The organism is Microcoleus sp. D3_18_C2 (genome assembly GCF_036702395.1).
GTDB lineage: Bacteria > Cyanobacteriota > Cyanobacteriia > Cyanobacteriales > Microcoleaceae > Microcoleus.
In genome coordinates, this window is sequence record NZ_JAUBTG010000075.1 from 1 (window position 1) to 22,104 (window position 22,104).

The 22,104-nt window shown below is 45.3% G+C and carries 19 protein-coding genes and 1 pseudogene; 9 read left to right on the forward strand and 11 right to left on the reverse strand.

Going from position 1 to position 22,104, the window contains the following annotated elements; genetic code table 11:
- Positions 1–141: 141 nt before the first annotated feature.
- Positions 142–849, forward strand: a complete 708-nt coding sequence (locus QUA88_RS26720; protein ID WP_333054554.1) for a transposase — start codon at positions 142–144, stop codon at positions 847–849.
- A 237-nt stretch (positions 850–1,086) separates the two neighbouring features.
- Positions 1,087–1,236, forward strand: a pseudogene (locus QUA88_RS26725) (IS4 family transposase); the annotation flags it as partial.
- A gap of 236 nt (positions 1,237–1,472) precedes the next feature.
- Here QUA88_RS26725 and bioB read toward each other — a convergent pair.
- The 4 genes from bioB to QUA88_RS26745 all read right to left on the reverse strand — a co-directional run bounded on the left by bioB (position 1,473) and on the right by QUA88_RS26745 (position 5,868).
- Entirely contained in the window at positions 1,473–2,516 is a 1,044-nt protein-coding gene (gene bioB / locus QUA88_RS26730; RefSeq protein ID WP_333054415.1) for a biotin synthase BioB, read from the reverse strand.
- 17 nt (positions 2,517–2,533) lie between these two features.
- Entirely contained in the window at positions 2,534–3,838 is a 1,305-nt protein-coding gene (gene bioA, locus QUA88_RS26735) for an adenosylmethionine--8-amino-7-oxononanoate transaminase (RefSeq protein ID WP_333232465.1), read from the reverse strand.
- A 215-nt stretch (positions 3,839–4,053) separates the two neighbouring features.
- Positions 4,054–5,466, reverse strand: coding sequence for an adenylate/guanylate cyclase domain-containing protein (locus QUA88_RS26740; RefSeq protein WP_333054418.1), 1,413 nt, complete (start codon positions 5,464–5,466; stop codon positions 4,054–4,056).
- Positions 5,467–5,715: 249 nt separating this feature from the next.
- Positions 5,716–5,868: an adenylate/guanylate cyclase domain-containing protein gene (locus QUA88_RS26745; protein ID WP_333054555.1), complete on the reverse strand. Its 153-nt coding sequence runs from the start codon at positions 5,866–5,868 to the stop codon at positions 5,716–5,718.
- Positions 5,869–6,467: 599 nt separating this feature from the next.
- On the opposite strand from QUA88_RS26745, the gene QUA88_RS26750 reads away from it, so the two are divergent.
- Both QUA88_RS26750 and QUA88_RS26755 read left to right on the forward strand, forming a co-directional pair.
- The gene (locus QUA88_RS26750) at positions 6,468–7,217 is read left to right on the forward strand and encodes a class I SAM-dependent methyltransferase (protein ID WP_333054419.1); all 750 of its coding nucleotides are present in this window, start codon (positions 6,468–6,470) and stop codon (positions 7,215–7,217) included.
- 373 nt (positions 7,218–7,590) lie between these two features.
- Positions 7,591–8,949: an FAD-binding oxidoreductase gene (locus QUA88_RS26755; protein ID WP_333211222.1), complete on the forward strand. Its 1,359-nt coding sequence runs from the start codon at positions 7,591–7,593 to the stop codon at positions 8,947–8,949.
- Between the two features lie 149 nt (positions 8,950–9,098).
- Here QUA88_RS26755 and QUA88_RS26760 read toward each other — a convergent pair whose 3' ends face one another.
- Complete coding sequence (locus QUA88_RS26760) at positions 9,099–9,482, reverse strand: hypothetical protein (protein WP_333274755.1); 384 nt, start codon at positions 9,480–9,482, stop codon at positions 9,099–9,101.
- A 370-nt stretch (positions 9,483–9,852) separates the two neighbouring features.
- Positions 9,853–10,743, reverse strand: a complete 891-nt coding sequence (locus tag QUA88_RS26765; RefSeq protein WP_333104916.1) for an ABC transporter permease — start codon at positions 10,741–10,743, stop codon at positions 9,853–9,855.
- Between the two features lie 144 nt (positions 10,744–10,887).
- On the opposite strand from QUA88_RS26765, the gene QUA88_RS26770 reads away from it, so the two are divergent.
- On the forward strand, positions 10,888–11,259 hold the full coding sequence (locus tag QUA88_RS26770; RefSeq protein WP_333054425.1) for a hypothetical protein: 372 nt from the start codon (positions 10,888–10,890) through the stop codon (positions 11,257–11,259).
- The gene (locus QUA88_RS26775) at positions 11,256–11,678 is read left to right on the forward strand and encodes a putative toxin-antitoxin system toxin component, PIN family (RefSeq protein WP_333274759.1); all 423 of its coding nucleotides are present in this window, start codon (positions 11,256–11,258) and stop codon (positions 11,676–11,678) included. Before QUA88_RS26770 ends, QUA88_RS26775 begins: the two co-directional genes overlap by 4 nt.
- Positions 11,679–11,758: 80 nt before the next feature.
- On the opposite strand, the gene QUA88_RS26780 is transcribed toward QUA88_RS26775, so the two are convergent.
- Positions 11,759–12,286: a hypothetical protein gene (locus tag QUA88_RS26780; RefSeq protein ID WP_333274764.1), complete on the reverse strand. Its 528-nt coding sequence runs from the start codon at positions 12,284–12,286 to the stop codon at positions 11,759–11,761.
- Between the two features lie 33 nt (positions 12,287–12,319).
- Complete coding sequence (locus QUA88_RS26785) at positions 12,320–12,820, reverse strand: hypothetical protein (RefSeq protein WP_333274767.1); 501 nt, start codon at positions 12,818–12,820, stop codon at positions 12,320–12,322.
- 374 nt (positions 12,821–13,194) lie between these two features.
- Between QUA88_RS26785 and QUA88_RS26790 the strand changes: the two genes are divergently transcribed.
- Both QUA88_RS26790 and QUA88_RS26795 read left to right on the forward strand, forming a co-directional pair.
- Positions 13,195–14,601, forward strand: a complete 1,407-nt coding sequence (locus tag QUA88_RS26790; protein ID WP_333274770.1) for an NB-ARC domain-containing protein — start codon at positions 13,195–13,197, stop codon at positions 14,599–14,601.
- Positions 14,602–14,779: 178 nt separating this feature from the next.
- Positions 14,780–15,367, forward strand: coding sequence for a Uma2 family endonuclease (locus tag QUA88_RS26795; protein WP_333054430.1), 588 nt, complete (start codon positions 14,780–14,782; stop codon positions 15,365–15,367).
- Between the two features lie 262 nt (positions 15,368–15,629).
- On the opposite strand, the gene QUA88_RS26800 is transcribed toward QUA88_RS26795, so the two are convergent.
- The 3 genes from QUA88_RS26800 to QUA88_RS26810 all read right to left on the reverse strand — a co-directional run bounded on the left by QUA88_RS26800 (position 15,630) and on the right by QUA88_RS26810 (position 18,810).
- Entirely contained in the window at positions 15,630–16,652 is a 1,023-nt protein-coding gene (locus tag QUA88_RS26800; protein WP_333168479.1) for an ATP-binding cassette domain-containing protein, read from the reverse strand.
- Between the two features lie 732 nt (positions 16,653–17,384).
- The gene (locus tag QUA88_RS26805; RefSeq protein ID WP_015175516.1) at positions 17,385–17,573 is read right to left on the reverse strand and encodes a hypothetical protein; all 189 of its coding nucleotides are present in this window, start codon (positions 17,571–17,573) and stop codon (positions 17,385–17,387) included.
- Between the two features lie 313 nt (positions 17,574–17,886).
- Positions 17,887–18,810, reverse strand: a complete 924-nt coding sequence (locus tag QUA88_RS26810) for a histone deacetylase (protein WP_333054432.1) — start codon at positions 18,808–18,810, stop codon at positions 17,887–17,889.
- A gap of 396 nt (positions 18,811–19,206) precedes the next feature.
- Between QUA88_RS26810 and gyrA the strand changes: the two genes are divergently transcribed.
- Positions 19,207–21,903 carry a DNA gyrase subunit A gene (gene gyrA, locus QUA88_RS26815; protein WP_333054433.1) on the forward strand — a complete coding sequence of 899 codons (2,697 nt, stop codon included), beginning with the start codon at positions 19,207–19,209 and terminating at the stop codon, positions 21,901–21,903.
- Positions 21,904–22,104: the final 201 nt, after the last annotated feature.

Below are 22,104 nucleotides of genomic sequence, written 5' to 3' on the forward strand. Positions count from 1 at the left end.
CGGAATGAAGCGAAAGTTTCACGTTCCGTTCTGAAGGAGAGGTAGGGGTAGAAATGCCCCTATCGACTCTAACTACCTGAAACACAAGGAAGTTGGGCATTACCCCTGCTCCATGAAAGAATTAGTAGTGGGTCTTCACCCATACTTCAAGCAGCTTCTCAACTCAAACTTGTCTGTGAACATAGTGTCAACCCAGTTTTAGCAGTTTTAGATCGAGAATATGGCAATGCAACCTGGGTTTTAGCACAAGCAGATATTCAAGCTGATTGCTTAATCAGAGTCCGAAAAAATGCCTGCTTATGGTCAGCACCACCAGCCTATAGTGGTCGTGGTAGACCGCACAAGCACGGGCAAAAAATGAGACTCAATGACCCAACCACATGGCCTGAAGCGGATACTGCGATTGAAATTGACGAAGATCCAGAGTTGGGACAAGTCCGAGTCAGACAATGGATTGACTTACATTTTTATCGTGCCCCTGAACAAAAAGTCAATTTAATCCTCGTTGAAAGAATGAAGCCCATGTCAAACGGTCAACCATTTCCACCCTTATGGTTAGCTTGGGTGGGAGAACGAACTCTACCTTTAGAAACTGTTTGGTTTAAATATTTGCGACGCTTTGGAGTCGATCATTGGTATCGATTTGCGAAGCAACGATTGCATTGGACATTGCCTAATTTGAGAACCCCTGAACAATCCGAGCGTTGGAGTGATTTAATGCCATTGATGAGTTGGCAACTCTGGCTGGCCAGAGATTTAGTAATCGAGAATAGACTTCTGCAGGCAATCTGCTACTATCAATTTAACCCCTGGACGTGTTGCCCAATCAATGTTTTCGCTTTTGGTTGACATTGGGACTCCAACAAAAATCCCTAAACATAGGGGAAAATCCCCCGGTTGGGAAAAAGGAAGGGTACGAACTAAGGCACCGTGCTATCCCACCGTTAAAAAACGGGTTTCTCGACGTAAAAAGTCTTCAAGATTAGCTATTTAATCTTCTACTTTTTGAGTTTTTGAGCAACAGCTTGCCTGAGATTCAAAGGTGGCTACTTTTAGCTGCGCTCATTTTTTAGTCTAAACTACAGTGAAAATCGAGATTTAGGTATTGTTAAATCTCAACGAAAGCCCAATGTTAAGTTAATTGTTGCACCTTTCCCTGATCGACAGCGAGGCTCCGATCGATATTTCTTTGAAACATCTTCTCAAACCCCCTTGACAACTGCCATACAAGCTTAACTTGTTACCAATGTGCTGTGCCTAGATTGTGAACCTTCTTTTTTTACTGTTACCCCGATTTATTGAGCGGATACCATTAAGTTATTTATTTTTCATTCCTTACGGCTGACGCATTTGCTACCTCAGAAATCCGGTTTTTATCCGCCCATGCGTAAACATGAAATATAGATATTGGGTAGGGACACGGCACTGCCGTGTCCTACTCTATTTCATCTGATTGAAAACTGGTGTAAGAGTTACACAGCCAGGGTTTTTTGTTCGGATTTGGTAACTGCTGAATCAACTTCTAAGAGAGAACCTTCGGGGGATTCGATCGCAAATCCCGCATCTCGAATCATGTCCCAATCTTGATGGGCAGCTTGTCCGGGAGTTGTCAGATAATCGCCAACAAAGATAGAATTAGCAGGGTAAAGGCCGAGAGGTTGCAGCGATCGCAAATGCACTTCTCGTCCCCCAGCAATCCGAATTTCTTGACTGGGAAGCAAAAATCGGAACAAACAGAGAATTCGCAAACATTGGCGGGGATTTAACCTGTTCACCTCTGCAAATGGCGTTCCGGGAATTGGAATGAAAAAGTTGACCGGCACGCTAGTAACGCCCAAGTTGCGAAGCGAAAGTGCTAAATCGATCGCATCATCATCCGATTCGCCCATCCCCAAAATTCCGCCGGAACAAGTTGTGATACCCGCTGCTTTTACGTGTTCGACGGTTTCCACCCGATCGCCAAAAGTGTGAGTCGTGCAAATGTCCGAGTGATATGATTCGGAAGTATTGAGATTGTGATTTACGCGATCGACTCCAGCTTTAGCCAAACGATGAGTTTGTTCCTCGCTCAACAATCCCAAACAAGCACAAATTTTCAGGTTATAATTTGCCTTCACAGTCTCAACAGCATCCAAAACGCGATCGAAAGTAGATGCGCTAGGTTGGCGGCCCGAAATCACCAAACAAAACGTACCTGCTTTTAAATCTGCGGCGCGTTGGGCCGCATCCAGAATTTTCTCCTTAGCTAAAAGCGGATATTTCTCAATTTCCGCAGTCGAAATTTTTGACTGAGAACAATAATGGCAATCTTCAGGACAAAGGCCACTTTGAGCATTTAACAAATAGTGCAGCCTGACTCGGTTTCCCCAGTAGTGGCGGCGCACCCGATAAGCTGCGTTTAGTTGTTCCAGCAAAACCTCATCCGGTGCGCGCAATACGGCTAAAGATTGCTCGCGAGAGAGACATTTGCCCGCCAGCGCGTCGTCAGCCAAATCGTTCCAATTGGGTAAATTCATTACTAAAATTAAAGGGTTTACAGAGTATCCAAAACCTGACGAATCACCCGATAAATCGATTCTAGTTCATCAGGAGAAATGCAGTAGGGAGGCATCAAGTAAAGCGTATTTCCCAAGGGGCGGAGCAAAAACCCCGCTTCGAGAAATCTGGCTTTCAATACAGGAGCAATGTCATTAAAATAACCGGAATCGCTTTCCGTTTTCACATCCATTGCTACGATGGTGCCACAAGTCCGAATCCGTTCTAGTTTAGGATGATTTCTCAGCCATTGATTCAGATATTTGTGGTGGAGTTTTTCCATCCCTTGATACACATTTGGGTTTTGCTCCAAAAGCTCCAAGGATGCTACACTCACCGCACAAGCTAAGGGATTTCCGGTGTAAGAATGACCGTGAAAAAAAGCTTTGTCCCATTCATCTCGCCAGAAAGCTTGATAAATATCCTCCGATGCCATTGTGACAGCAATTGGCAAACAGCCACCAGACAATCCTTTAGACAAACACAGGATATCCGGTGAAGTTGCAGATTTAACCGAGGCAAACAGTTCGCCCGTGCGCCCAAAACCCGTCATTACTTCATCGTAAATCAACAATACATTAAACTGGCGGGCAAGTTGTGCGATCGCCTGCAAAAACTCAGGGCGGCACATTCGCATCCCCCCAGAACCTTGCACCAAAGGTTCGATAAAAATTCCCGCATAGCCGCCCTGCTTTAACAAAAACTCCAACTTCTCTAAACTCGCCGCCTCCTTGCTTTCCACCTCCTCATCGCCGTCAAAAGTCGCGGGAAAAGGAACAACATCCCCAGCAAACATTAAAGGTGCAAAAGATTCCCACCACAGCGAACTTCTGCCAGCCGACATCGCGCCCACAGTATCGCCGTGATAACCTCCCTCAAAACTAATAAAGCTAGTGCGATTAGTTTCTCCGATATTTTGCCAATATTGAAATGCCATTTTCAGAGCAACTTCAACAGCAGTCGAGCCGTTATCAGAAAAGAAAATCCGCGTTAAAGAAGCAGGCGTATGAGTTAGCAATTTATTCGCAAGTTTCTGGGCAGGTTCGTGAGTAAATCCGGCAAAAATTACGTGTTCTAACTTTTGGGCTTGTTCGTAAAGAGCCTCAGCGAGAACCGGATGGCTGTGCCCGTGAACTGTCACCCACCAACTAGAAATGCAGTCGAGAATTTGCCGCCCGTCTGCTAATTCCAGCACCGCTCCTTTGCCGCGAATTACCTTCAGTGGCGGGGCAGCCGTTTTCATTTGCGTGAAGGGCTGCCAAATCGGTGAATTTGAAGAATTCTGTTCCTGATTCGCAGTCATTTTTGCCCCGATTACTAATATTAACCTGCCTTTTAATATAGCAATAATAACGACCTTATGAACTTTTTATTTTTGATTATTTCTTCTTCTCTTCCTACCTGTCCTTAGCGTCTTCGCGGTTCGTTAAAAAAAAATCTAGTTTGGTGTCGAGGGCGGCTGCGCTGTAACGTCTGCCGCCATCTCACTTATTCGCGGGCGATGGTTAAAATTGTCAGTTACAATTTTCTACCTTTCAGCAAATAAGTTGTCATAGCTCCTTTGCCTTTAACATTAATTTTACCGCGCTTTTCCAACAAATACTTATCGCACAGCAATTCATAAGTTGAGTTGCTAACTTGAATTTTACCCGGAAGTCCCTGAGATTCCATGCGGCTTGCTGTATTTACAGCATCTCCCCACAAATCGTAAATAAACTTTTTAGTGCCGATGACACCTGCTACAACAGGCCCAGTATTAATGCCAATGCGGATATTGAGAGGTTTACCGCATTCGTCGCGGAATTTCATAATTTCTTGCTGCATTTCCAGGGCCATTTCGGCAATAGATTCGGCGTGATTTGTACAGGGAAGCGGCAAACCGCCTGCTACCATATAATTGTCGCCGATCGTCTTAATTTTTTCTAAGCCGTATTGTTCGCTTAAGCGATCGAAAGATGAAAATATTTTGTTAAGCAACTCGACTAATTCTTCAGGAGATGTGCGCGAAGATATTTCGGTAAAGCCCACAATATCAGCAAACAAAACCGTAACTTCGGCAAATCCGTCCGCAATATTTATCTGACCTTGTTTTAGGCGATCGGCAATCATTACTGGTAATATATTTAGTAATAAACGTTCCGACTTTTCTTGTTCGGCGCGCAATACTTCCTCAGCTTGTTTCCGCTGTGCAATTTCCTGGTATACTCGGTGAAACATTTGATTGAAGGCGACCATGAGTTCTCCCAACTCGTCATCCCGCTTGACAGACAGAGAGTAGAAATCAGGTTGTTCTCGATCTTTGCTCAAAGCGTCTCCAGCAGCGATCAAGTCATCGCGCAATCTCAAGATAGGTGAAATTACTGTCAGCCCTAAAAACAACATAGTCACAGAAGTGACAAAGGCTGATATAATGATGACTAGAACAGCAATCCGTCCGATAAATGCGTAGAGTTCCGGCTGGACTGTGGAAGCATCGTGGCGAACAATTAAGATGTAATCGCCTCCCAAATGTCGCTCCGTCCAAGCAATATCGTACCTCTTGCCATCGAAATTGTGATTGTGAACTATGCGAGATTCTTTTAGTTGCTCTAAACTGATTTCTGGGGGTTCGCCAAGTGTATATATTAGTTCACCGTTAGTTTGGTAAATAGATAGTCCTAAGACTACTTGAGAATCCTTAGTAATATTTTTTACTTCTTCTTGCAATAAAGTGCGATCGGAAATATCTTGTTGGAGCACAAACTCTAGGGAATCAACAGTCGCCCGAGATACCTGTTCCAGTTGGCTTAAAAGTTCATTTTCTCGTCGAAAATAAGAGGGAACTAAAATAATTCCTTCTATGACAAGAATGCTAGCAAATACCCACAAAGCTATTTGCCTAGACAAGCGAGATTGGAAAAATTTCAAGAATGATAAAATCGGCAAGGGCATAAAATTTACTATTTGGCAAATGGCTAATGTAGGACATAGGAAAAAAACCGGGTTTCTGGTAATCAATTTTGGGTTGTCAACGAAGCAACCGCGCAGAAACCGGGTTCTCACATCCCCTGTGTAATTCCTGTAATAGTCCGCCGTCAGCAGTCAGCAGCGACTAACTGTTAGTTCTTGGCTGCTTGCTGCTGACTAATGACTGATCGCTCTCGACTAACTAGCAGACCCCTTCATAATATAATAAACAAATTAAACCGAAACGGCGCTGACTAGCCTGCCTGCAAGCAGATAAGTATTCATATAGCCCTTGCCTTTGATGTGAATAATTCCTCTGTTTTCAAACAGATACTTATTTTGCAAGATATCGTAAGTTGATTGTGTGACTTGAATCGCGCCTGCAATCCCGTCAGGATGGAGGAAAGCTCAGACATACTTGCCATCGCTCTCCCTACGCCGACACCAAATAAAATTGTCAAAGCAAGGAGAATTTGTTTGTAAACTAATTGGCTGATGGCAGCCCGACTGCGAGAAATCAATTGGCGCATGGTATCCTCAAGTCTGAGGTTTAATCTTTATTTCAATTTATTCACTACTAACATAACACTGCTTGTTCAAAGTTTTTTGCTGGCGTCCGGGGTAAAGCAAGACTCTCTGGCTGTAACGGAGGATCAATCGATTTTTGATTTTTGATTTTTGATTTTACATTAAAGAATTGAAGCATTGACTTGCGCGAGATAAATACGTTCGGCAAGTTTCATCGGATACAGGTTTTTTATTTCTGGACAGATGAATCACGTGGCGGGTATCGTGGATGCTTTCGGTTAATTATTGTTTACCACGAGTGTTTGGCTTATCCGTAAAAATACGCATAACTATATAGCGGTTTTGTGTTGAGTGAAGTACAGATGATCGGGTAAGGACAGGGCAGTGGCTTGTCCCTACTTCCGCACTTTTTGCTCTATTTCAGTTAGGATAGCAATTGTAGTCTATGGTTGACGATCGTGAATTCTGACTCTACTGCCTCACCTGGGCGCAACGAAATTTTTCCGGGAGAAGTTTTCGTCAATACTGCCAATTTTGATACCGGCATTCGGCGACTTTTACCTAAATATGACGAAATGCTGGATGTATTAGCAGGCTGCATTGCTAATACAAACGACGGCATTTTAGAACTAGGCTGCGGTACGGGGGAACTCACTTTAAAAGTTCTCAAACTCTACCCGTCTGCGGAAATAGTTGCTGTCGATTACTCGCCGCGAATGCTTGATTTTGCCCGCGCCAAAATTGAGTCTGCAGGATACGCAGCCCGGTGGACTGGCATAGAAATGGATTTTGGAGAATGGGCAAACAATCCAAATTTCTCAGGCTTGGGCGATAAATTCAATGCTTGCATTTCATCTCTGGCAATTCATCATCTTGAGGATGACATTAAGTTAAAATTGTTTCAACGGATTCGCGAAAGTTTAAATGCTGGTGGCTGTTTTTGGAATGCCGATCCTCTTTTAGCAGAATCAGCAGCAATGAAAGATATTTATCAAGCGGCGCGAGAAGATTGGGCGCTAAGTCAGGGGGAAACATTAGCACAAATTCGCGCAAATGTGGGGAAGAGTGTCTCTTACGGATATTCTAATCCCGATCGCCTAGCTACACTTTCGGCACAGTTGGAAATGCTGGTAAATGCTAGATTTGACACTGTGGCAGTGCCTTGGAAATACTACGGGATGGCGGTTTTTGGGGGATTTGTTAATTGAAAAAAGCAGTCTTGGAGGCAATTGTCGCGATTCAATCGACTTGTAAGGTGCGTCAGGCTGAGGATGTGCGCGAAATAATTAGGGTTTGCGTCAGACGCACCCTACTGACTCGGATGCAATTGTCGCGATTCAATCGACTTCTTGCAAAAGTCCTTTCGATCAAATTTTCGGACGGGCAAGATGCCCATCCCACAAGAGAAAAAACTTTTTGTGGGACGGGCCTCTTGCCCGTCCCAGCTATTTTTGCAAGAGGTCTAATCGACTTGTAAGGTGCGTCAGGCTGAGGATGTGCGCGAAATAATTAGGGTTTGCGTCTAACGCACCCTACTGGCTTTTATAAAATATATAATACTGTCAGGATTGAGGAAACAAAATGACTGCAACTGCGATTCAAAGTATTGACTGGGATGCTTTTTCTTCGGAACTATCGGGAATCGAAATAATTAGCGATCGCGCGCAAGTTGTCAAGCTATCTCAAGACTATTATCACTTCAGTCCTGTTTTGCAACCTCTCTTAAGTGATAAAACAGGAGATTTAGTAGTTCGTCCCGCCAGCGAAGCCGAAGTTTTGCGGATTGCTGCAGCCTGCGTCAAATCCAAAATTCCGCTAACTGTTAGAGGTGCAGGAACGGGCAATTACGGGCAGTGTATTCCCCTCAAGGGCGGCGTCATTTTAGATACCAGCAAAATGAACAGTATCCGCTGGATAAAACCGGGTTTAGCTTGCGTAGAACCAGGGGTGAAAATGTCGGTTTTCGACAAACAAGCGCGAGAAACTGGTTGGGAATTGCGGATGGTTCCCTCAACCTATCGCACCGCAACGATTGGGGGATTTATCGGCGGCGGTAGCGGGGGAATTGGTTCGATAACTTACGGGCAATTGCGCGATCGCGGAAATCTTCATGCCGTTCGAGTCGTTACAATGGAAGACGATCCCCGCGTCATCGAATTGCGCGGCGATGAAGTGCAAAAAGTCAATCACGCTTACGGCACAAATGGGATTATTACTGAGTTAGAAATTCCCCTCGCCCCTGCTTATCCTTGGGCGGAAATCATCGTCGCTTTTGACGATTTTATGACATCGGCAAACTTCGGTCAAGCTTTGGGCGATGCTGACGGAATTATCAAAAAACTAATTTGTGTTTGTGCTTGGCCGATTCCTGCTTATTTTGCTGCTTTCCGCGAGGAGATTCCTGAAGGTAAGCACTGTGCTTTGTTAATGGTAGCTGAATCTTGTCTGGAACCGCTGCAAGATTTGGTGGGCGAATATGGCGGCACAATTTGCTATCAAAAAAACGCGCAAGCAGCGAGCAAAGGTGCAGCCATTGCTGAATTTACTTGGAATCATACAACTCTACACGCTCGCAGCGCTGACCCGTCTCTGACTTATTTGCAGACGCTTTTTCCCGCAGATAAAGGTTTGAAATTGATTGAGGAACTGTATAATTATTATGGGGATGAGGTGATGATGCACTTGGAGTTTTTGCGGATGAATGGCAGGGCGATCGCTGCGGCTTTGCAAATAGTTCGCTACACTACGGAATCACGGCTCAATGAAATTATTCGCTATCATGAAGAGCAAGGCGCACTGATTGCTAATCCTCACACTTATATATTGGAAGATGGAGGGATGAAAAGTATTAATGTGGAACAGTTGCAGTTTAAAGAGTTGGTCGATCCTTACGGTTTGCTTAATCCGGGTAAAATGCGGGCGTGGTTGGAACGGGATTAAGGGGGATGGTTTTTAGATCGTTCGGCGGTTGAAACCGCTGCTAGACAAACGAAGTCCGCCTACGCGGACTAATAAATAAAGATTAAAACTTGGCGGTTGAAACCGCTGCTAGACAAACGAAGTCCGCCTTCGCGGACTAAGAAATCAATTTAAGGGACAGGGGCGGTAATTTCTGTAGGTGCGATCGCCCCTGGTGTAGGTACTGCTTGCTTTTCCAGTAGTAGGCGCTGTTTGTTCCGAAATTCTGCGGCCGCATCGTTTAAATTTTGGCGCTGTTCGGTAGTAAATTCTTCCATGCTGCGGCCGCCTCCCAATCTGGATCTGTGAATTAAATCAAATATTCCGCTTCCGCTGCTGCGGCCGGAAAAGGGGTCGGTATTGTCTTGAGTTTGAAAGTCTTGCAGCGGTTGGGCATTATTTAAACCGCTGGCTTGAGCGAAGCTTGCTTGAGGGGAGAACAGAGCACAGGATGCGATCGCGCTTGCAGCAATCCCAATCATCAATTTGCCGGATTTGGAAGTTTTGGTGTTCATAATTTATTAGTTGAATCTTCAAAAAAACAATTGTATCTAAACAATATTCTGACTTGCGACTAAATATTATATTACTTCGCTGGGGCTAAGGACACGGCAATGCCGATTGGTGTGAACAATCACCTGAAAGCCTTGATAAATCTCGTTTTTACCTGAGTCCAGATCCCCCTAAATCCCCCTTAAGAAGGGGGACTTTGATCCATTTCCGGTTCCCCCCTTCTTAAGGGGGGCTAGGGGGGATCTAGGCTTAATAGTCCAACACCATTCTGTGACTGGGTTTGACGTTAAGTTGACACCAATGGGCTCTTGGAGTGTCCCTACAATTGACGGTGCAGGCTAAACGATCGCCCGCAGATAGGCCACGATCGCCCTAAGCAAACCTGCGTCGCAGCAGCGGTTGAATGCTCAGCAGCGCCACCAAATCAAACGCCAGCAGCACTAATAGCGCTCCTCCAAAGGTGACAGTACCCCAAGGAGCCTGCATCACGACACTGGCTAGCGACCAATCGCTGTGCAGGTACAGGTAGCGGATGGGTTCGATCGCATAACTCAGAGGATTGAGAGTCACCACAACTTGCAGCCACTCTGGCATAAATGACAGCGGCGCGAGGGCTGTGCTGGCAAATAACAGCGGCAAGTTAGTAACAAAAATTACCGCTATTAATTCTACGTGACCGGGAAGAGCGAAGGCTAAACCCAGACTCAAGCCGGTGACGCCCAAAACTAGCAGCAGCACGATCAGGGCGATCGCCCCAAGTCCGGCAATTCCGGGGAATCCCGCGCCCAAAAACGCCCCCGCTGTAACGATTGTGCCGGTTTGGATGAAACTCAGGGTGACGATAAAAATAGCCGAAGCGAGGACGATCGAAAATCTGGAAGCCAACGGCGCGACTAACAAGCGGTTGAGAAATCCGAATTCGCGATCGAACATAATCGGCAAACCAGCATTCAGCGCCCCGGCAAAGGCTGTAAAAACGATTACACCAGCGCCGAGAAATTGTCCGTAATTCTGGCTTTCGCCGAACAAGCCTGCGGGTGCATTTTCAAACAGAGCTCCGAACAAAACCAACCACATCAGGGGCTGAATAATGCCTGCAACTAGCGTCGAGGGGCGACGCTGCAATTGAATAAACAGGCGCTTGGTTAAGGCGAGTGTTTCTTGGATAAAGTCGCCCAGCAGGGAAGTGGATGTGTCAGCGGATGCCGTGGAGAGTGGCCGCTGCTGGTTGAGGTTGTTGGGGGATGTAACAGTACCGCTCATAATTGCTTGTTGATTAAATCTAACTCTCTTTACAGTAGCAAGTCTGGAGGTATTGGTGGTGTTGGGCGGGCGATCGGTCTAAAATTGAGAATAAGCTCATCAAATATGCTAAATAAAAACTTGATTTATTAGGAGGATAAAGCTATGTCATCAAGGGCGATCGCCACTTTGGTTAAAATCATGGAATCTTTGCCAGAAACTCTTCAAGATAGAGTTGTTGAACACCTGCGAGAATACATTCTGAAATCAAATATTACTATTCCTGTCAACCCCGACGGTAAGTTAGAAATTCCCGCTGAGATTGAAGCTCAACTGAAGCCTGGGGATCGATATGCAGTTACAGTTACAGGAGATAGTATTGTTTTTCAGAAGGTAACAGGTTTTGACTGGGAGGAATGGGAACGGCGAATAGAAGCAGCGAGTCCAGATCCTGATGAGTTAACAATGGAAGAAATTTGCGAACTTGTGCGGGAAGTGCGTCGGGAGAAACGTTCTGAAAAAGAGTCGCACAAATGAAAATTGTAGTGGATACTAATATCTTTGTGTCAGGCTGGCTGTGGGGAGGTATCCCAGCTCGTTTATTCAGATTAGCTCGAACTCGTAAACTCATAATTTGTGCTTCTGAACCAATACTAGCAGAATTAGAGAATACTTTGAACAAACAAAAACTCCAGGCGAGATTACAGTCTTTGAGTTTTACCGTTAATGGTTTAATGAGCGGAACACGAGAGTTAGTGGAGATTTATCCGATTTCCACTATCAACGTGCCTGAGTTACGAGATGCTAATGACAATATGATTTTAGGAACTGCGATCGCTGCTGATGCTGATGCAATTGTGACGGGCGATCTGGATTTGTTAGTGTTGCAGGAATATGAGGGGATTCCTATTGTTACGGCTAGGGAGTTTTTGGAGCGTTATTTTCCAGAAAATTAGGAGGCGATCGCACTTGGTTTAAGTAAGGGCGATCGCAGACTTACAACTTAGCATTCCCAGGTTACGCAGTCAGAAGGCAGTTATGGTTTAGCAGCTTTAACATCTTCAACCATTTTAATCGCCTCTTTGATTGCAATTTGACCGCTTTCTACGGCCCTAATTAAATCCTGAGCGTCTTTCGGGCTAATTAAATTGAGCCTGACGGGTTCTTTCAAGGAAACAATAAATTTATTTTTATCGCTGTCTTCCAGCTTAGAGGCTCTTTCTTTGGCTTCAATATCTGTTACCTGTTTTTTTAAATTTTCAACCATTTCTGCTTGTTTTCCCTGGTCAAAAGTGTCATCCGATAACATTCGTTTTACCCCTACAAGACCAGCAGCACCTAAAGCTGCACCGCCAACAACTAATCCTACGGGAGGTGCAACGGTTATTAACCCAAATAGAAATGATGCACCACCGAAAGCTGCCACCGCCGCACCGGCACCGACAGCCCCCACTACACCAATGCCAATCTCTGCTAAAATCCCTAATTTATCGTGTGGGTTTTTTTCCAGTTGCTCAATTGCCTTCAGAATTTGCTCTTTGGTTGGCGTTTTATTGGCCGACATATTAAACCTCAATCTTTTTGCTAATTTGGGCAGTTAAGCAGTGATGACGTTGCGGAAAATTGTATTGAAAACGTCTATCAGTAATTGAAAAAAATCTTTGGCAATCTCAATAATCTCTTGAACAATTCCAATAATTCCATCAGACACCTCTTTGCCTCGATCGAGTCGGTGGCCGGCTATTGCACCAATTGGGATACCCAGCGCTGTTGCCAAAGGTTCTAATAACGGGCCGACAAATGGTATCGAACTTGCCAAAATTCTTACAGCGACACCAACAGCAACCCCTATCGCTAAATGGGGATGCGCTTTGACAAATTCTATGATTTTAATGAGGAGAATTTTGCCGATAAGTAAAACTTTGTTAGCAGCTTTTTTCGTGTATGTGGCGAGTTCATGCAGCCGGATCGAGACTTCATGCGGCAAGCCGATATCATTTAACCACACATACAAGTCGCTGCTACTCATTGCATCAGCATCGACTTGCCAGAGAGCCATTTTTAAATTAGCTTGAGGTAGGGATAATGCACTAGACATAATTTTTTATCCTCTTGGAAATTACCAAATTTTTACGAACATTTCACGAGGCGAAAATCCCCTAGACATTGCTCACCGATGCAGCCACATTTTGAGCAACTTTTTGAACCGTTAGGGATGGACGGTGCTATCTGGCATAGTTGCGCCAGTCAGATTTACATTGTTAAAATCTTTTAGGTTGCCTAAGATTGTTTTCAAGCCCGTTATTAAATTTTAATTTAATTTTTATGTATTGGAAAGTAGGAGAATGTCACAATTTGCCAGGAGTTAATAAAATTAGCTAGCCGTTAAAAGTCATATTTTGTCCTTCTTAGCCATAAAACGTCAGAAAAAGTCTGATACAATAGATAAAACCTCCTACATTTACCCAATAAATGGATGTTCAAGAACTCTTAAGGTTGGCCGATGGCTTGGTGTTCGCTAAGACCGGCAAACGATTGGACGATCTGCAACAGGCAGTAGTACGGGGAACGTGGCAAGGTAAAAGATACTCCGAAATTTCTAAAGAGGTTCATTGTACTGAACGCCATGTCAGAAATATTGCCTCAAAGTTATGGCAAACTCTTTCAGAAATATTAGATGAAGATGTAATGAAATCAAATTTGCGCTCCACAATGGAGAGGTATGAATTTTCTAAAGTTTCAAATTTTGGTGATTTTAATTTTGTACAAAACAAAGGTAACATCAACGTTTGCACAGAAACCTCACACCCTCCAAAAGCTCCACAACACTCACCCCCTACACAAACCTCAAATGAAGACAACACCCAACAGAAACCCCGACTCGATTTAAGAGATGCACCGGAGCTCAAAACCTTCTACAACTACCCCAACTCACCCCTCACCGCCCTCGAAACCTGGATTCTAGAGCAAAACTGCCGCCTCCTCACCATCACAGGCATGGCAGGCACCGGCAAAAGTGCGATCGCCCGTAACCTCATCCCCCAAATTCAAACTCAATTCGATCGCATCATCTGGCGCAGTCTCCGCACTTCTCCGCCCCTCGAAACAACCCTCAAAACCCTCATTCAATTTCTCTCAAATCAACCAGAAATTAACTTTTCCGCCAACATCGATGCTCAGTTGTCAATCCTAATCGAATATTTGCGCGAAAATCGCTGTCTAATCATCCTCGATGACGTGCAGCAAATTCTCAGCAGCGGGCAACTTGCAGGAAATTACAAACCCGGATATGAAAACTACGGAACCCTATTTAAACTCATCGGCGAAATTCCCCACAATAGCTGCTTAATTCTCAATAGTTGGGAACCTCCCTCAGACATCATCACATTCACCGACGATAATTCAGCAGTACGTTTATTGCAGTTAACCGGTTTAGGTGAAGCAGCAACAGAAATTCTGAGAGAAAAAGGTTTATTAGATGAAGAATACTGGCCAGAATTGATTGAACTTTATCAAGGCAATCCCCTATGGTTAAAATTAGTCGCTCAAACTATTAACAACTTATTTAGCGGTAGAGTATCTCAATATTTGAGTTATCAACCAGTATTTTTAAGCGATGAATTGACACCGATATTGCAGCAGCAATATCAGCGGTTGTCGGAAATAGAAAAACAGGCGATTTCGCAACTTAGTAATGAAATCGAGCCTGTTTCGTTTACCCTATGGATGGCAAAATGTCAAGGCTCACAACGTGAATTATGTAAAGCAATTCAATCTTTAGCCAGACGGGGAATGATCGAAAAATTGAGCGGTGAAACAGAAACCATTTTCACGATTCCACCTGTGTTAAAACAGTATGTTAAAATGGTTGCAGAATAGTCTTAAATATCTATAGTCCGGGACACGCTCCGATTAAAGAAACCGGGTTTTTTACCTAATTTACGGTATGTAACTAAGTATTTCGTAAAAAAACCCGGTTTCTGGGCCACCATGCGTAAGTCCTAATCTAGCTAAATGAGAGTAAACCACGATCGCAACTCAAACCCAACCTAAACTAATGCTCACTTTCGATCGATTCATCAAGCAACTTCCAGATGAAGACGGACGTTATGAACTGGTTAATGGAGAAATTGTCAAAATATTACCAACAATCAGACTCCACGAAAATGTAGCTGATTTTATTGAAAATACGTTCCAAGACGAGGTAAAAATACTCAACCTAAATTACAGGGTATCTGGCCGAATTGTAGTCAGGACATTAACCCCGAATGGTAAAGAACAAGGCCGCCATCCTGATGTTACAATAGTAGACAAAACCCTCTGGAAATCTCAACATTTCGCCCTCTCAGCCCTAACTGAACCACCACAATTAGTTGTAGAAGTTGTCTCAACAAATTGGGAAGATGATTATATCGACAAGCTGGATGAATATCAGCGGCTGGGAATTTCTGAATATTGGATTGTCGATTATTTAGCTTTGGGTAGCAGAAACTATTTGGGCAACCCGAAAGAACCGACTGTTTTTGTTTATCTACTTGATGAAAATGGGGTTTATCAAATGACTGCTTACCGAGGAACTGAGCGAATTATATCTCGAACTTTCCCCGAATTAGCATTGACAGCAGAGCAAGTGTTGGATGTATGATATCAAATCTGCCGAAAAGATAAGGATAAAGCATTGCTCATTGGTTTTCGCTTCAACCGAAAGACCGCCAGGGAATTAATTCCCTGGCTAATAGCTAAAGTCCTCTAAAGAGGACTAATGAGTAATGATTTCTTCAGTCCTCTTGAGAGGACTTTAGCTTTGAGGCAGGGGTTTCAACCCCTGACGGGCTCAGGAAAAGAGCGTCTCGAACAGGCAAGATGCCTGTTCCACAATAATTATTGGAGAGGTTTATTAAACTAAACTACGATCGCATCGCCTGTTTTTGCTCAGCCTTCAAATCGCGGTTGCTAGCAGCAGCCAACTCCGCATCCAACAGAGTCTTACCAGTCGCAGCCAAATACACATCATCCAAACTCGGCCGAGATTGAGCAATCCCAAAAGTAGGAAGTCCCGCATCTTTTAAAGCTTGCTGAATAGTCACCAGCGCATCGCTTTGCGGTGTTACTACTAAATTGAGAGAATTTCCTTGAGCCGTATTGACAATTACTTCCTGCACAAAAGGCAAAGATTGCATCAGAGTTTTAGCTTTTTCGGCTTCTTCCATCGGCGAAAACTCCCGAATCCGCAGAGTCACCCGATCGCCCCCAACCCGATTTTTCAACTCCTCCGGCGTGCCCTGTGCAATTACCGTACCCTTGTCAATAATCGCCACGCGATCGGCCAAAGCGTCAACTTCTTCGAGATAGTGACTCGTTATCAAAACCGTAGTACCTTCCTCTCGCAAGCGGCGCAGGAAATCCCACACTACCACCCGGCTTTCAATATCGAGCCCGACAGTCGGTTCGTCTAACACCAAAACATCAGGCTGATGCAGCAATCCAGCAGCCAAATCCAAGCGTTTGCGGATACCGCCGGAATAAGTGCCCGTCTTTTTATTTTCCCACTCCTCCAAACCGAGGAGTTTCACCATTTCGTCAATCCGCCCTTTAATCCTAGGGCGCGGCAAATGGTAAAGCGCTGCTTGCAGTTGCAGGAGTTCCCGCCCCGTCAGCACCTTATCCAGAGCCACTTCTTGGGCGACATAGCCTAGTCTTTGTCTGGCAATTCTCGGCTGACTGACAGCAGAAATGCCAGACACTTCAATGCGTCCGCTATCGGGCGCACTCAAAGTACAAAGTACCCGCAGGGTTGTGGTTTTGCCTGCACCGTTGGGGCCTAGCAAACCAAATATTTCCCCCGGTTCTACCTTGAAGGAAACATCTTTAACGGCTTCTACAGTGCCGTAGCGTTTCTGAAGATTTTCAATTAAAACGGCGGGAGCCATATATTTTGGGGATGAACTGGTTGTTAATATTTTGACACTTCTGAGCTCAAATTGCCGGAATGGTCGATCGACCAATGCGACTCGGTGTGCTTGTAACGATCGCACAATCCTCCTCAACCGGAAACTGGTTATAGTTTTGATTCTTAATATCAGTTTAAAAAGTATTAACTTTCTAGCGGTTCTCAACCCTGATATTCATCAGTTTTCCCACTCTTTAATCTCCCATCTCAAATCATGTCCGGTCAATTAACCATGATTCCTGTAGGGGTTCCCCTCACCAAGATATTGAATAGAAACGGGAAAATCTGTAAACCCGCCCTGGCCTTTAATCGCGGTCAATCGATCGGACATGATATCAAATCCAAAAAATTATGAGTTTTGAGTTAATTCTAACTTTGCAGTTAACAACTCAAAACTCACAAGTTTTCAACAAGTAGAGATGCACCCGAAACCTGTTATTTTATAATTATCTCTACCTATAGGCTGATGTGTAGCGAGATTTTGATAATTAACACACTGGGCAAACACATCACACTTTCGATCCCACTATTAAACACAAAAAACTTCCCGAATTGGCAAGTTCTCCTTGTAACGAGTTCCCAAAAAATGTAACTGTAGGCTCGTGAGATCAATCCCGATAGTTATCAGTCATCACCAATTCTTTAATCGAAAATCGAAAATCGAAAATCGAAAATGGTATTAACTCCTTTACAGAGAGTGGTTGCCAGGTCTTTAATCGACAATTTTTACCCAACCGCGGCGAACGTTGTACAGCAGTCGGTTGATGATGGCATACTCATCTTCATTCAGTGTTCTTTCTAAGAGTGCAGATCTGAGCTGTCTCCGGTCGTGGCGAGTCACGACGCTGGAGAACATGACCTGACCAAATAACTCTTCGAGTGTCATTTGGGATACTGACATGATAAACCTCCTAGTTGATTGAGACAGATAAAATTTTAACAGGCTTGTTGTATTTTTATTATCCACTCTGGGAGGGACTTCAAAGGCGATCGAAAACATTGACACGGTGTGATTTTTTGGCTAAAAATCTGTGACCGAGACTTGGATCGGCAGTGACTTGGATCTCTTAAATTTGTGATGCTTGTCACTAAAGTCAGAGGGGAAAAGTCAGAAGTCAGAGGGAAAAAGACCATCAAGCGCGATCGCCCTCAAAAACTCTCCATCTCGTCCTCATGGCTTCTCAACCTTATTTTCCCCTATGCCAATTTTCCAGCTAATTGAGGCATCGGTCAATAGTCGCCACAACCGACTCTGCCAAATCTTTCAGTGCGTAACCCCCCTCCAAACCAAAAGCTATGCGGCGGGTGAGTTGCAGGCAGTATCCGGTGAAAGTACCGAAATCTGACGGCATCAGAGTCATACTCGCCAGCGGATCGGACGCAGTAGCGTCATAACCAGCGCTGACAATCAACAAATCCGGTTCAAATTTGGACAAAAAAGGCACGACAAGAGATTCAAAGGCGCTCAGGTATTCAGCTATGCCACTGCCGGGATAGAGGGGAATGTTCAGCACGTTGTCGTAGGCACCGCGCTCCTCGGCATCTCCCGTTCCCGGATAGCAAGGAGATTGATGCAGGGAACAGTAGGCAATTTGCCGGCAGCTTTCCACCAAAGATTGAGTGCCGTTGCCGTGGTGTACGTCCCAGTCGAGGATGGCGACACGGTTGATTCCCGGCTGTTCCAAGGCGTAGTGAGCGGCGATCGCAGCATTGGAAAACAAGCAAAAACCCATCGCGCGGGCGTTTTCAGCGTGGTGTCCCGGCGGCCGGGCCAGTACAAAAGCCGGTTCCCCCGCAACCACCACTCGATCGACCCCATCGAGCCAAGCACTCGCCGCCAGCAGCGCTACGTCGTAACTTTCAGCAGAAATCGGCGTATCACCGTCGAGGTAGCCGCCACCCCGATGAGCCAAATGTTCGATTTCTTTGATGTATCTTTGCGAGTGAACTTTTTTGATAGCCGATAACAGTTGTTGTTCGCGCTGCGCCACTGGGGTGGGCAGTTGCCACTCAATTTGATCCGCCCAGGGAGCAGCTTTCAGAGCATTGACGATCGCCGTTAAACGTTCTGGTCGCTCTGGGTGAAGCATTCCAGTCTTGTGCAGCAAGAAATCTTCGGAGTAGATGACGGGTAGCATCGGCTGATTTTAGATTTTAGATTTTAGATTTTAGATTTTTACTTAGCTTTAAGAAGGCCTTCGGTTTTGTGAAATTAAAATTTCGATCGAGTAACCATTTTAATTTCTTAGATGGCCGTCAAAAAAACTCACGAAAGCATGAAACCCGATCGCCTAAAAAAACCTTTTTAGCTTTTGCCAACTGCTGACAAAATCACCAACTGACAAATTATCAATTGTGCTGGTTTCGTCCCTTAATTTTTCTGGCAACTTTCCCATAAATTCCAAGGCAAATTGTGATATAATTTCAGGAGTAATTGGCAATATTTGGCAGCTCTACTGAATCCAAACCGATTTTATCGCATTTTTGAGATTTATAGCGGTCAAATTTAAATTTTTAACGGAGTTTTTCAACCTATGAGCACCTCTGAGTCGCGGATAATCCCGACGGATCTGGGTAATGAGATGTCCCGATCGTACTTGGAATACGCCATGAGCGTAATAGTCGGTCGGGCGCTACCAGATGCCAGGGACGGTCTCAAGCCCGTTCACCGACGCATTCTCTACGCCATGAACGAATTGGGCTTGACTCCCGATCGACCTTTCCGCAAATGCGCCCGCGTCGTGGGGGAGGTGCTGGGCAAGTATCACCCGCACGGAGATACAGCGGTTTACGACGCCCTGGTGCGGATGGCTCAGGATTTCTCCATGCGGGAACGCCTGATCAACGGCCACGGCAACTTCGGCTCCGTTGACAACGACCCGCCCGCTGCCATGCGGTACACCGAATGTCGCCTCACAGCCTTGACTAGCGACTCCATGCTGCGCGACATCGACTCGGAAACAGTTGATTTCGGCGACAACTTCGACGGTTCCCAGCAAGAACCCCTCGTACTCCCGGCACGCATCCCCCAAATTTTGCTCAACGGTTCCTCCGGGATTGCTGTAGGGATGGCCACCAACATTCCGCCCCACAATTTAGGCGAAATAATTGACGGTTTAGTAGCGCTAATTCACAATCCAGCCATTACTGACCTGGAATTGATGCAGTACATCCCCGGCCCGGACTTTCCCACCGGAGGGCAAATTCTCGGTAGAGGCGGCATTCGCGATGCTTACACCACCGGGCGCGGTTCGATTACAATGCGCGGAGTCGCCAACATTGAAACCATCGAACATCCCGGCCGCCCCGACAAAGAAGCAATTATTATCACCGAATTACCTTACCAAACAAACAAAGCAGGGCTAATTGAGAAAATTGCCGAACTTGTCAACGACAAAAGATTAGATGGAATTTCCGACATTCGCGACGAAAGCGATAGAGACGGAATGCGGATCGTGATCGAACTCAAGCGCGACGCCTATCCCCGCGTCGTCCTCAACAACCTCTACAAACAAACACCCCTCCAAGCCAACTTTGGAGCCAATATGTTAGCGCTAGTAAATGGGGAACCCCAACTACTTACGCTCTCCCAATTCCTCAATGTCTTCCTAGACTTCCGCATTGAGACAATTACTCGCCGGACTCAATACGAACTCCGCAAAGCAGAAGAACGCGACCACCTTCTGCAAGGCTTATTAATTGCCTTAGAAAACTTAGATGCAATTATTCACCTAATTCGCGCCGCTGCCGACTCCGCCGCAGCAAAACAAGAATTGATGGATAATTACGGTCTTTCTGAACAGCAATCCGACGCAATTCTGCAAATGCAGCTCCGGCGTTTGACAGCATTAGAAGCGCAAAAAATCCAGCAAGAACACGAAGAACTGCGAACTAAAATAGCCGATTTGGAAGATATCTTAGCGCGCCGGGAACGCATCTTAGAAATCGCCGAATTTGAAGCAGTCGAAATCCAAACCAAAATCGCCACTCCTAGACGCAGCGTCATCGAACACGCCGAAGGAGAAATCGATGAAAGAGATTTAATTGCCAACGAACAAGCAATTATTCTGATCACCGAGCAAGGCTACATCAAGCGGATGCCAGTCAGCACTTTCGAGGCCCAAAGTCGCGCTACTCGCGGCAAAGCAGGCGCGAAAATGAAAGAAGACGATGGAGTAGAACATTTCCTTTCCTGCTGCGATCACGATAGCGTTTTGTTCTTCAGCGACAGGGGCGTAGTTTACTCTGTCAAAGCTTATCAAATCCCCGTCTGTTCCCGGACGGCCCGCGGCACTCCCGTGGTGCAACTGCTGCCGATTCCTATAGAAGAAAAAATCACTTCTATGGTGTCAGTCACAGAATTCACCAGCGAAGAATACTTAGTCATGCTGACTCGCGGCGGCTACATTAAGAAAACCGCACTTTCCGCTTTTGGCAACATCCGCACTAATGGATTAATCGCGATTTCTCTAGAAGAAGGCGACCAACTGCGCTGGGTGCGGAGAGCAAAAGTTGGTGACAGCATCATCATCGGTACGCGCCAAGGCATGGCAATTCATTTCCGCACCAATCACGAACAGTTGCGCCCAGTCGGCCGCGCGACGCGGGGTGTAAAATCAATGAAATTGCGATCGGGCGATGAGTTGATTAGCATGGACATTTTGCCCAGTTCAATTGTTGCCGAAATCGCTGAATTGGAAACTGAAGACTCCGAATTTGAGGGAGCTAATATTGCTCAATTAGAAACGGACGAAGCGGAATTTGAAGGGGCAGAAAGTGCTGAATTGGAAACGGAAGATGAAGAATTAGAATTGCAAGCAGAGGAAATTGAAGGCGAAGAGGTTGAAGAAATTTCGACAGTTAGCAGCGAAGTTCCTTCGGTGTTGGTAATCACCACCAACGGCTACGGCAAGCGGGTTCCTGTTTCTCAATTCCGCCTACAAAGACGGGCAGGCAAAGGATTGACGGCTACTAAATTTAAGTCGAAAAAGGGTAAGGATCAGGTAGCAGCCCTGCGAATTGTCAACGAAGATGACGAATTGATGATCATTACCAACCGAGGTATTATTATCCGTCAGGCGGTGAGTGCAATTTCTACTCAATCGCGCACAGCAACGGGTGTGCGGGTGCAGCGGTTAGATGAGGATGATTCCATCGTAGCTGTGGCTTTAGTGCCGGCTGCTGGTGAAGAATCGGCGGAAGAATCGGAATCTGAGGAAGTGGCAGAATAGTCCTAGGTTAATAGTTTGTAAGGTGCGCGCTGCGTACCTTACTGCTGAATGGTAAAAATGCGATCGCCCATACTCTGAAGTTTTCCCTCAAAAGTCAAAGATTTTTTCCGGTGAGGTAATGATGAGTCATTCGATTTTAGATTTTAGATTTTAGATTTTGGATTGACTTGCGCGAGATAAATTCGGGGGCTTGAGGATTTT